This window comes from Thiomonas sp. TH-17 (assembly GCF_057473305.1).
In genome coordinates this window covers 1-10737 of the sequence record NZ_JBYCKI010000261.1, presented here as the reverse complement: position 1 = coordinate 10737, position 10737 = coordinate 1, and the positions used below count along the sequence as shown (strand labels likewise).

Below are 10737 nucleotides of genomic sequence, written 5' to 3'. Positions count from 1 at the left end.
TCCGCCCGGAAGGTCTGCCCTACGCTCATGCCGCGCACCGGCTCGCGTGGCTGCTGGCGGGGGCGCGGCGACTGGGGCGATCGGGCGTTGACCTCAAGGATGACAGCGAGGCGGTACCGCGTCTGGAAGGCAGCGATCCGTCGGAATAGCCGGACTACGACATCAGAGCGCCCCTGCGTCGGCCCGGTGTTGATGGGGTCAGCCCAAACCCCGCACTACTTCCAGCGCTTCTTCGATGCGCGACACCGGGTGCAGCTCCAGCCCTTCGAACTGTTTTCCCGCGCCCTTGGGGGCATTGGCAGCCGGAATGATGGCAGCAGAGAAGCCGAGTTTGGCGGCTTCGCGCAGGCGCTCCTGTCCGCGCGGGGCAGGGCGGATTTCGCCGGCCAGGCCGACTTCGCCGAAGGCCAGCAGACCGCGCGGTAGCGGGCGGTTGCGCAGCGAACTTTGAATGGCCAGCAGCACGGCCAGATCGGCCGCGGGCTCGGTGATGCGCACGCCGCCCACCGCGTTGACGAACACGTCCTGATCGCCGCTGGCCACACCGGCATGGCGGTGCAACACGGCCAGCAACATGGCCAGCCGCGCCGCGTCCAGCCCCACGGACAGGCGGCGCGGGCTGGGGGCGGCGGCGTTGTCCACCAGCGCCTGCACTTCCACCAGCAGCGGGCGGGTGCCCTCCAGTGTGGCGAGCACGCAGGTGCCCGGAACCGGCTCGGCGTGGGTGGAGAGGAAGATGGCCGAAGGGTTGGATACACCTTTGAGACCATGCTCGGTCATGGCGAACACGCCCAGTTCATTCACCGCGCCGAAGCGGTTTTTGATGGCTCGAATCAGCCGAAAGCGCGACTGCGTGTCACCCTCGAAATACAGCACGGTATCGACCATGTGCTCCAGCACGCGCGGCCCGGCGAGCGCGCCTTCTTTGGTGACGTGGCCGACGAGCACCAGGGTGATGCCGCTGGCCTTGGCGGCGCGGGTGAGCTGCGCCGCGCATTCGCGCACCTGCGACACCGACCCCGGCGCGGAGGACAGCGCCTCGGTGTAAACCGTCTGGATAGAGTCGATCACCGCGATGGAATAGGCCCCCACGCTCGCCTTCGCTCGCTGCCCCCCGAGGGGGCGGACCCCGCCTTGGGGCGGCCCTGCGGCGGGGTCGGCCCCCACGCTCGCATTCGCTCGTGGCACGCCAGACGAACCGCCGCCGGGGCCGCGTGCCAACTCTTCGAGCATGACCTCAAGCTGCGTTTCGGCCATCAGCCGCACCGGCGCGTCTTTCAGGCCCAGGCGCTGGGCGCGCAGCGCCACCTGCGCGGCGGATTCTTCGCCGCTGATATACAGCACCGGCAGTTCGGCAGACAGGCTCGCGAGCACCTGCAGCAGCAGGGTGGACTTGCCGATACCCGGATCGCCGCCGAGCAGCAAAACGCCGCCGGGCACCAGACCGCCGCCGAGCACCCGGTCGAGTTCGTCGATGCCGCTGGTGCGGTGCGCGTGGCGCTCGGCCTGCACCTCGGTGAGCAGCACCGGGCCGCTCGCCGCGGTGAGGCCGCCGCGCCCGGCGAACTGTGCTGCCGCCGCGCCGTGACGTGCGCCGGGGCGGGCGGTATCGGCGCCGCGCTCTGCCGTTTCCATCAGGGTGTTCCAGGCTTGGCAGTGCGGGCACTGGCCCTGCCATTTGGCGGACTTGCCGCCGCACTCGGAGCAGACGTAAACGGTTTGGGGTTTGGCCATATCAATCTACCCGCACCGGCACGCGGGCGGCTAGGGCGCACATCAGCTCGTAGCCCAGGGTGCCTGCGGTAGCCGCGACCTCGTCGATCGAGAGTTCGGCCTGCGCGTCCTGTCCCCACAGCAGCACGGGGCTGCCGATCATGGGCGGGTTGCCTGCGGCAAACACGGGTTCGAGATCGACGGTGATCATGTCCATCGAGACCCGGCCGACCAACTGCGTGCGCACCCCGTCCACCACCACCGGGGTGCCGTTCGGGGCGACACGCGGGTAGCCGTCGGCATAGCCGCAGGCGATCACGCCGATGCGCATGGGGCGCGGCGCGGTGAAGCGCGCGCCGTAGCCCACGCACTCGCCAGCAGCGATGTGCTGAATGTCGATGAGCTCGCTGCGCAGGCTCATGGCGGGGCGCAGCTTCCAGTGCGCCGCATCGGGCGCCAGCCCGGTGGGCGAGCTGCCGTACAGCGCAATGCCGGGCCGCACCCAGTCGGCCGCGGCACGCGGGTCGGCGCCGTGCATCAGCACCGCGGCGGAATTGGCCAGGGTGCGTTCGCCGGGCAGATGGCCCACTCCCCGTGCGAAGCGCGTCAGCGCCTCGTCAATGCCGCCCGCTTCGTCGGCGCAGGCGAAGTGGGTCATGTGGGTGATTTCGCCCACCTGCGGCAGCGCGTTCAGCCGCTCCCAGGCGGCGGCGTAGGCCCCGGGCGAAAAGCCCACGCGGTTCATGCCAGTGTTCATTTTGAGAAACACGCGGTGCGTGCGGTTGCCACGGTGCACCGCCAGCCAGTCGATCTGTTCGCGGCAATGCACCACATGCCAGAGGTTGAGGCGTTCGCAAAGCGCGAGGTCTTCCGGGGCGAAGCAGCCTTCGAGCAGCAGAATGGGGCCGACCCAGCCCAGCGCGCGCAGCTTCTCGGCCTCGGCCAGATCGAGCAGGGCGAAACCGTCGGCCGTGCGCAGCGCGCCATACGCGCGGGCGATGCCATGACCGTAGGCATTGGCCTTGACCACGGCCCAGACCTTGCTCGCGGGCGTGGCCTGGCGGACCCGCAGGAGGTTGTGGGAGAGCGCGGCCGTGTGGATCACGGCGGAAATCGGGCGGGGCATGGCGGCTCGGGCGGAGGTGAGAGGCGCTCATTGTCGCAAATGCCCTGTGCTATAAACCGCGGCAGCCTGCGGGCCTGCGCTGAAGCAGCCCGCCACGCCGTCCGCGCCAGCCCGCCCCATTCATCGCAATCCCTGATCTTGTTCTCACCCAACGATACGACACAGCCTGCCGCAGCATCGCGGGCAGCCACGCGATGAAAAAAGGCTTTTACTGGATCATGGCGGCGCAGTTTTTTTCTTCGCTGGCCGACAACGCGCTGCTCATCGCCGCCATCGCCCTGCTGGTGCAGATGCAGTCACCCGACTGGATGACGCCGCTGCTCAAGTTCTTTTTCACCATCTCCTACGTGGTGCTCGCGCCTTTCGTGGGGGCGTTTGCCGATGCCATTCTGAAATGGAAGGTGATGTTCATCACCAATCTGGTGAAGGTGGCGGGTCTGGTGCTCATGCTGTTTTCGGTGCACCCGCTGCTGGCCTATGGCGTGGTGGGCCTGGGTGCGGCGGCCTATTCGCCGGCCAAATACGGCATCCTCACCGAGTTGCTGCCGCCGCAGCAACTGGTCGCGGCCAATGGCTGGATCGAGGGCACCACGGTCAGTTCCATCATTCTGGGCACGGTGCTAGGGGGCTTTCTGGTGAGCCAGGCGGCGTCGGGCTTTTTGCTAGGGCTGCCCGGGCTGGCAACCTTGGGCATCGACACCACGCCCGAGTCGGCCATTCTGGTCATCACCGTGGTGTATTTGCTGGCGGCCCTGTGCAATCTGCGCATTCCCGACACCGGGGCCCGTTACGAAAAACAGAAAACCCGGCTGGTGGCGCTGCTGGTGGATTTTGCGCATTGCACCAAGGTGCTGTGGACTGACAAGCTGGGGCAGATTTCGCTGGCGGTCACCACCCTGTTCTGGGGCGCGGGGGCCACGCTGCAGTTCATTGTGCTGAAATGGGCCGAGCACGCACTGGGGCTGGATCTCACCATGGCGTCGGTGATGCAGGCGGCCGTGGCGCTGGGCGTGGCCGCTGGGGCCATCAGCGCCGCTGTGCGCGTGCCGCTGAAAAAGAGCCTGAGCGTGCTGCCGCTGGGTGTGGGTATGGGGCTGACCACCGTGGCGCTGGCGTTTTTCAACCGCGACCTGCTGCCCGACGTGCAGCTGCACTTCTGGGTGGTGCAACTGCCGCTTTACATGCTGATCGCCTACGGCTTCATGGTGTTCATCGGCGCGCTGGCCGGGTATTTTGTGGTGCCGATGAACGCGCTGCTGCAGCACCGCGGCTATGTGCTGCTGTCGGCGGGGCATTCCATCGCGGTACAGAACTTCAACGAGAACGTCAGCGTGCTGCTCATGCTGTTGTTCTACGCCCTGCTCATTCGCCTGAATCTGCCGGTGCCGTGGGTGATTGCGCTGTTTGGCGTTTTTGTCACCATCAGCATGTTCCTGGTCATCCTCTGGTATCGCCGCAACCAGCGCGAGCGCGACTGGACCCAGCTCATCGGCGAGGCGCGCCACAGCGAGCATCATTCTTAACAGTCTGCCGCTTCGCCCTGTCTTCAAACCGTCGCAAAATCGGTTCGTTTTTATCCCCCGATGTCCTTTTCAGGAGCGCCACCATGAATGACGTGCAGCACTACAGCAACCTCCTTTTGCAATACGCCACCGAGGCGGGAATGAAAATTCTCGCGGCCATCGCGCTGTGGATTCTGGGCCGCTGGCTCATCCGCATTGCCGACAAACTGCTGCGCGGCGTGCTGGATCGGCAGCATTTCGACCCCATGCTCACGCGCTACATGCTCAGCTTCATGAACATTGCGCTGAACATCGTGCTGGTCGTGGCCATTCTGGGCTATTTCGGGGTGCAGACCACCACCTTCGCCGCCTTGGTGGCTGGCGCTGGCGTGGCCATCGGCGCGGCGTGGAGCGGCCTGCTGGGCAACTTCGCGGCCGGCGCCTTCCTGCTGGTGCTCAAGCCCTTCAAGGTGGGCGATTTCGTCAAGGCGGGTGATGTGACCGGCACGGTGAAGGAGGTCGGGCTGTTCGTCACCTCCATCGTCACCCTCGACAACGTGCTCACCTTTGTCGGCAATGGCAAGATTCTGGGCAACAACATCGAAAACTATTCGACCAACGACTACCGCCGCGTCGAACTCAAATGCCAGCTTTCCAGCGACGCCGACCATGTCGCCGCCATGGAATTGCTGCGCAAGCAGGTGCAGGCTATTCCGAACGTGCTGACCGATCCGGCGCCGGTGATTGAAATTCTGGAGTTCAACAGCGTCGGGCCGGTGCTCACGGTTTTTCCTTTCTGCAACAACGCCCACTATTGGCAGGTGTATTTCGACACCAACCGCACCATCCGCGAAACGCTGACGCAGGCCGGTTTCGCCTACGCCCTGCCCAAGCAGGTCTGGGTGGGGAAGGCGGCGTAACCATGCGCAATGCCGGGCCGTCGATGTTCGTGCGTTGCCTCGGTCGGCAGGGCTGAGCATGGACGCCTTGCGCCTCGGCCCCATCGTCCTGCCCTGGGCGCCGCTGTTGCTGGTGCTGGGTTATGCCGTGGCGGTGTGGGTGGCGGGCATGGCGCAGAAGGCCGGGCGCGGCAATGCCGAGCCTGCGCTGCTGCCGCTGCTGATTGGGGCGCTGGTCGTGGCGCGCGCCGTGTTCGTGGCGCGGCACAGTGCAGACTATTCCAGCGTGCTGGCGATGATCGACATCCGCGACCGCGGCTTCGACCCTTGGGCCGGCTGGGCCGCGGCGGCAGCCGGTGTGGCGTTCTGGGTCTGGCGGCGTCCGGCCTTGCGAATGAGTCTGCCGCTGAGCGCCAGCGCCGGGGCGGCCATCGTGCTGGCCGGCATGGGAGCGCTGACCTTGTTGCAGCCGACGCGCCCGCCGCTGCCTGATCTCACCCTGCAAACGCTGCAGGGTCGCCCTGTGGCGCTGGCCAGCCTGCGGGGCAAGCCGCTGGTGGTCAATCTCTGGGCCACCTGGTGCCCGCCTTGCCGCCGCGAACTGCCGCTGCTGATCCAGGCCGCGCAGCAGCAGACCGGGGCGCGCATCGTGCTGGTCAACGAAGGTGAGGCGGCGCCGCGCGTGGCGGCGTATCTGCAGCGCGAGAAACTCGCCGATCCCGGCGTGCTGCTTGATCCGGACAACCGTCTGTTGTCGGCCTACCAGTCTCCCGGCTTGCCCACCACCCTGTTCATCCGCGCCGACGGCCGGGTGCAGCGCGTGCACATCGGCGAGCTCTCGGCCGCGACGCTGCAGCAGGGCATTGCCGAACTGCAGAAGTAAAAAACGCAAGCGGGTGCTTTCCGGCCGTCAGGCGCGGGTGTTGAGCGCCTTGCGGCGCGCGGCCTGCAGCAGGCGGTGGGCCGATTCGTTGGCGAGTTGTCGGCCATGCTGGGCCATCCAGTCCTGCGCGAGCCGCCCGAGCGGGGTGGTGGGCTGGCGCGGATCGACCGGGCATTGGAAGTTGCGCACCCAGTCGGCCACATCGGCTGCGGGCATGGGCCGTGCCAGCGCGTAGCCTTGGCCGGCATCGGCGCCCAGCAGGGTGGCGGCTTCGACCAGATCAGGGGTCTCCAGCCCTTCGACCACGACCCACAGGCCCAGGCTCTGCGCCAGTTGCACCAGCGCACCGATGAAGCCGATGACCTGCTCGGGGTCGCGCCCGGCTTCGCGTACCAGACCCTGGTCGATCTTGACGGTATGAAAGGGCAGGGTACGCAGGCGCAGCAGACTGGAATAGCCGCTGCCCAGATCGTCCATCACCAGGCGCACGCCGGTGGCGGCCAGCTCGCGCACGGCGGCGTCGCGCCGCTGCGGGTTGTCGAACTCGGCGTTTTCCAGCATTTCGAGCGACAGGCGATCGGGGGTGACACCGGCCTCGCGCAGCGCCGATTCAACGCGGTGGCGGCAGTCTTCCTGCAGCAGCACGTCGAGCGGCAGATTCAGCCCCAGATTCAGGCGCACGCCCTCGGCTTCCCAGCGGGTGATATGGGCCAGGGCCTGCTGCAGACCGCCGCGGAACAGGCGAGACAGTTCGGCATGGCCGAACCACGGCAGAAACTGCCCCGGCATGGCGAGGCTGCCGTCAAGCATGCGCAAACGCGCCAGGGCTTCGACGCCGTAGGGGGCGCCGGTCTGCAGATCGACCACGGGTTGCAGGTGCATTTCCAGCCCATCGTCGAACAGGCTGCTGCGCCAGCGTTGTCGCAGCGCCACCGGCACGGGCTGCTGCCGGGCATGCGCGTGCAGGCGTTGCCAGGCGCGGCTGAGCGTCTGGCCGAGGTTGTCGAGAAAGCTGCGCGCGGCGCTGCGCTCGAACATGTCGGGATAGCCGCCGTAAAGGCTGAGGATGACGACCACGCGGCCATTGCGATCGGTCAGTGGAATGGAGGCTGAGCTGCGCACGCCGACTTCGAGCGCCGCGTCGCGCCAGGGCAGCCCGACGCCTTTGACCGCGTAGCTCGACAGGGTGCTGATGCGCTCGGTTTGCCAGGCAGTCGCTGTGGGCCCGCTGCTTTCGGCCAGAGATCCCTGCAGCTTGGGCACCTTGAGACCGCCGTAATGCTTGTGCATGGCGCGGGCGAAGGGCTCGAAGCCGGCTGACAGTTCGATGACGAATTCGCCGTTGGCATCTGGTGCTCCCATGGCGGCGGCTTTCAGCCCGGGCAGGGTGACAAGGCGGTCGAGCGCCATTTGCATGAACTCGCTCCACGGCGGGCCATCCTGCTGCGCGTGTTCCAGCGCGATGACGCATTGCTGGAAGGTTTCGCGCAGCGCTTGCGCGGCTTCCATTTCGCTTTGCAATTCAGTTTGCATGCGCGCAATCAGCAGCTGGACGATGCGTCGTCGGTCGCGCGGGCGCACCCGCAGGCTGTGGCTCATGTCGATGAGCACCTGCTGATAGAGCCCGGCGGATTGCACCAGCAGCCGTGTGGGCACCCCGACCAGCGCGTGGATCTGGCCGATGCGGGTGGCTTCGCGCACATGTTCGGTCAGCTCAAGCTTCGGGTCGAGCAGGCGCCGAAACTGATCGGCCTGCCGCGCCTTGAGATGGTTGAACTCGGCTTCTGTGAGGTGGCCGAACAGCTGCGCCGATTCGGCATCGCGCTGCACCAGAAGGTAGAACTGCTCGACGAATTCATCAGAGGCCGATTGGAAATGCGACACGGCCATGCACAGCAGGGATTCAGCCAAGGGGCCGTAGGGCTGCGGCGCCCAGTGGTCCAGCCCCTCATCGAGTAAATCGGCCTCGATCTCCTGACCCCAACGCAGCCACCAGTGCTGGCGTGTGCGTTTGTGCGGCTTGATGCTGTGCAGCGCGACATCGGCGCGGCGCAGCAGGGTGTCGGGGTCGGGGCCGTCCAGCGGATACAGGGCCAGCCCCATGCTGAGCCCGAGGCGGCCTGTTTTGCCCTGAGGCAGCGGCGCCGTCAGCGGCAGCAGCGCGCCGAGCGCCTCGATGCGGCGTTCGATGTCGGCTGCGCCGTGCGGGCCCTGGAGTACGAGGACGAATTCGTCGCCGCCGATGCGCGCGAGCAAATCGTCCGGGTCGAGGTGGGCGCTGATCTGCTGCGCGACCTGCTTGAGCACTTCGTCGCCTGTGGCGTGGCCCCAATCGTCGTTGATGGCCTTGAAATCGTCGAGGTCGAGCAGGCCGAGGGCCACGGTAGCGCCGCGCTCTTGCGCCATGGCCAACCGCTGCGGCAGCCATTCGTCGAGCGCATAGCGGTTGGGCAGGCCGGTGAGTGCGTCGTGCCGGGCCTGCCAGCGCATGCGCTCCTGCGAGGCGCGACGCTCGCTGATGTCTTGCCCCACCCACACCGAATCGACTCCGGGCTGACCCGTGACGGCCTGGCCCGTCAGCTCGCACCAGAACAGGCTGCCGTCGCGCCGCCGCATGCGCAACTCACGCTTGACCGATTCACCCCGCGCCATGGCGGCATACAGATCGGCGCCGATGGCCTCGAACTCGGCGTCGTTGGCATAAAGTGCGCGTGCTGGCAGACCTTGGAGAGATTGGAGATCGGGGTAACCGAACATCTCGAGCATGCGCGCATTGCCGCTGCGGATGACGCGGTCTCCCACCAGCGCGATGCCGACCAGCGCGTTGTCCAGCATGGCCTGACGCAGCAGCGCGGCCGACTCGCGCTCGCGCTGCAACTGATCCATGTGCAGCAAGGCGCCCACCATCGAGGCGACGAATTCGAGCAGCTTGAGATCGGCGTCGCTGGGCGCTCCGGGCTCCAGCCCGGTGAGGGCAAAACTGCCGATGACCTGGGCGCCGTCGCGCACCGGCCACGACCAGCAGGAGCGCAAACTCCATTGCTCGGCCACGGCCCGCAGGTCGTCCCAGCGATCATCCGTGGGGATGTCTGCAATGAATGTGGGCGCGTTGTGCAGCACCGCATTGCCGCACGAACCGGCATGCGGCCCAGGTGTGAGTCCGTCAAAGGCGCTCAACAATTCAGGCGGGCCGCTGGGGAGCGCCAGCGGGTGCAGAGTGCCATCCGGCCCCAGCCGCAGGATGCTGGCAATGCGTCCCGGCACGGCCTGCTCGGCCATGCGGCACAGCACGGCCGCCAGCTCGGCGACCGGCCGCCCCGCGGCCAGCCCCCGCAGAATCTCGCTGGGCAGGTCGAGCAGTCCGAGTGACGATGGCTGATCTTGCATGTTTACAATTTTCGGATAGGGTGACAACTCCTCACCCTTGTCTCAGATGCACGCAACTTTACGATGCCGCCGCCCGAACGGGGCGTGAATTTTTCCTCGAAAACCCGAAGCCGCGCGATGCGCCCCGCGCTCCGAGAGCGCATCCCGCAGCGCGCAAACCCGCTATCTTGCGCACCTCTGATCCGCACCCTGCGGACTTGCGTTTTTTCTATGCCTACCTCCCAAATGACCCTGGCCGCCATCGGCGGTCTGATGCTCAATGCCTTCGTCTGGGGCGTTTCGTGGTGGCCGTTCCGCCATTTCAACGGCCTGGGGCTCAATCCGCTGTGGGCGACGGCGGCGATGTATGCGGTCTGCACGCTCCTCATCGTGGCGGCTAAACCGTCTGCGGTGGGCGAGTTGTGGCGCAATCCACCGCTGTGGGGGATTCTGCTGGCCTCGGGGGCGACGAACGCGGCGTTCAACTGGGGCGTGACCGAGGGCGACGTGGTGCGGGTGGTGCTGCTGTTCTACCTCATGCCGGTGTGGGCCACACTGCTGGCGCGCTGGCTATTGAACGAAAGACTCACACGGCTGGTCGGGCTGCGCCTGGCGCTGGCTTTGGCTGGGGCGATGGTGGTGTTGTGGCCGCAGGGGGGCGGTCTGCCGCTGCCGCAACACCCGGCGGACTGGCTGGGCGTGATCGGCGGCATGTTTTTCGCGCTCAACAATGTGCTGCTGCGCAAGTATGCGCACACACCGCCCGAGGCGCGCGGCCTGGCGATGTTCGCCGGCGGGGTGATCGTGGCGGGCGGCGTCGCGGCACTGCTGACCGCCGGCGGCGGCATTGCGCCCATCCCCGCGCCGGCGCCGGGGTGGATGATGGGCGTGGTGCTGATGGCGCTGGCCTTTCTGGCGGCGAATCTGGGGCTGCAGTATGGCGCGGAGCGGCTGCCGTCTGCGCTGACGGCAGTAGTGATGACGGTGGAAATCGTGTTTGCCAGCGGCAGCGCCGTGCTGCTCGGCGCCGAGCATTTGAGCGCGCAGGCGCTGTGGGGCGGCGGCCTGATTCTGCTGGCGATATTGCTGGCCGCATGGCCGGCGCGGAAACAGGCCGAGGCCGACGCGGTGCCGGAGGTCAGTGGCGGAAACCGCCGCTCGCGGTGATGCTGGTGGTGTCCACGTAGTCGGAGCCGGAGTGGTTGTCGGGCGAGAAGCGCACGGTGAAGCCGCCGAGGTTCTCGTTGC

General features: G+C 67.1%; 7 protein-coding genes and 1 pseudogene. 5 read left to right on the top strand and 3 right to left on the bottom strand.

The window, feature by feature from the left end; translation table 11 throughout:
* Nucleotides 1-149: pseudogene (locus tag AC2VLV_RS15130) on the top strand (ethanolamine ammonia-lyase subunit EutC); the annotation flags it as partial.
* Between the two features lie 49 nt (nucleotides 150-198).
* On the opposite strand, the gene radA reads toward AC2VLV_RS15130, so the two are convergent.
* Both radA and alr read right to left on the bottom strand, forming a co-directional pair.
* Nucleotides 199-1734 (bottom strand): DNA repair protein RadA, encoded by a 1536-nt coding sequence (gene radA, locus AC2VLV_RS15125; protein ID WP_486990770.1) that lies wholly within the window; start codon nucleotides 1732-1734, stop codon nucleotides 199-201.
* Nucleotide 1735: 1 nt separating this feature from the next.
* The gene (alr, locus tag AC2VLV_RS15120; RefSeq protein WP_486990769.1) at nucleotides 1736-2839 is read right to left on the bottom strand and encodes an alanine racemase; all 1104 of its coding nucleotides are present in this window, start codon (nucleotides 2837-2839) and stop codon (nucleotides 1736-1738) included.
* A 194-nt stretch (nucleotides 2840-3033) separates the two neighbouring features.
* On the opposite strand from alr, the gene lplT reads away from it, so the two are divergent.
* The 3 genes from lplT to AC2VLV_RS15105 all read left to right on the top strand — a co-directional run bounded on the left by lplT (nucleotide 3034) and on the right by AC2VLV_RS15105 (nucleotide 6123).
* Nucleotides 3034-4362, top strand: coding sequence for a lysophospholipid transporter LplT (gene lplT, locus AC2VLV_RS15115; RefSeq protein WP_486990768.1), 1329 nt, complete (start codon nucleotides 3034-3036; stop codon nucleotides 4360-4362).
* Between the two features lie 83 nt (nucleotides 4363-4445).
* Nucleotides 4446-5261, top strand: a complete 816-nt coding sequence (locus AC2VLV_RS15110; protein ID WP_013104846.1) for a mechanosensitive ion channel family protein — start codon at nucleotides 4446-4448, stop codon at nucleotides 5259-5261.
* A 58-nt stretch (nucleotides 5262-5319) separates the two neighbouring features.
* Nucleotides 5320-6123 carry a TlpA family protein disulfide reductase gene (locus AC2VLV_RS15105; RefSeq protein WP_486990767.1) on the top strand — a complete coding sequence of 268 codons (804 nt, stop codon included), beginning with the start codon at nucleotides 5320-5322 and terminating at the stop codon, nucleotides 6121-6123.
* Nucleotides 6124-6150: 27 nt separating this feature from the next.
* On the opposite strand, the gene AC2VLV_RS15100 is transcribed toward AC2VLV_RS15105, so the two are convergent.
* Nucleotides 6151-9510: an EAL domain-containing protein gene (locus AC2VLV_RS15100; RefSeq protein ID WP_486990766.1), complete on the bottom strand. Its 3360-nt coding sequence runs from the start codon at nucleotides 9508-9510 to the stop codon at nucleotides 6151-6153.
* Between the two features lie 210 nt (nucleotides 9511-9720).
* Here AC2VLV_RS15100 and AC2VLV_RS15095 point away from each other — a divergent pair, with 210 nt between their 5' ends.
* On the top strand, nucleotides 9721-10656 hold the full coding sequence (locus AC2VLV_RS15095; RefSeq protein WP_486990765.1) for a DMT family transporter: 936 nt from the start codon (nucleotides 9721-9723) through the stop codon (nucleotides 10654-10656).
* Nucleotides 10657-10737 lie beyond the last annotated feature (81 nt).

Bases quoted from the DNA above. Each gene is read 5' to 3' on its own strand.
- radA (WP_486990770.1), bottom strand. From the start codon at position 1,734: ATGGCCAAACCCCAAACCGTTTACGTCTGCTCCGAGTGCGGCGGCAAG.
- alr (WP_486990769.1), bottom strand. From the start codon at position 2,839: ATGCCCCGCCCGATTTCCGCCGTGATCCACACGGCCGCGCTCTCCCAC.
- lplT (WP_486990768.1), top strand. From the start codon at position 3,034: ATGAAAAAAGGCTTTTACTGGATCATGGCGGCGCAGTTTTTTTCTTCG.
- AC2VLV_RS15110 (WP_013104846.1), top strand. From the start codon at position 4,446: ATGAATGACGTGCAGCACTACAGCAACCTCCTTTTGCAATACGCCACC.
- AC2VLV_RS15105 (WP_486990767.1), top strand. From the start codon at position 5,320: ATGGACGCCTTGCGCCTCGGCCCCATCGTCCTGCCCTGGGCGCCGCTG.
- AC2VLV_RS15100 (WP_486990766.1), bottom strand. From the start codon at position 9,510: ATGCAAGATCAGCCATCGTCACTCGGACTGCTCGACCTGCCCAGCGAG.
- AC2VLV_RS15095 (WP_486990765.1), top strand. From the start codon at position 9,721: ATGCCTACCTCCCAAATGACCCTGGCCGCCATCGGCGGTCTGATGCTC.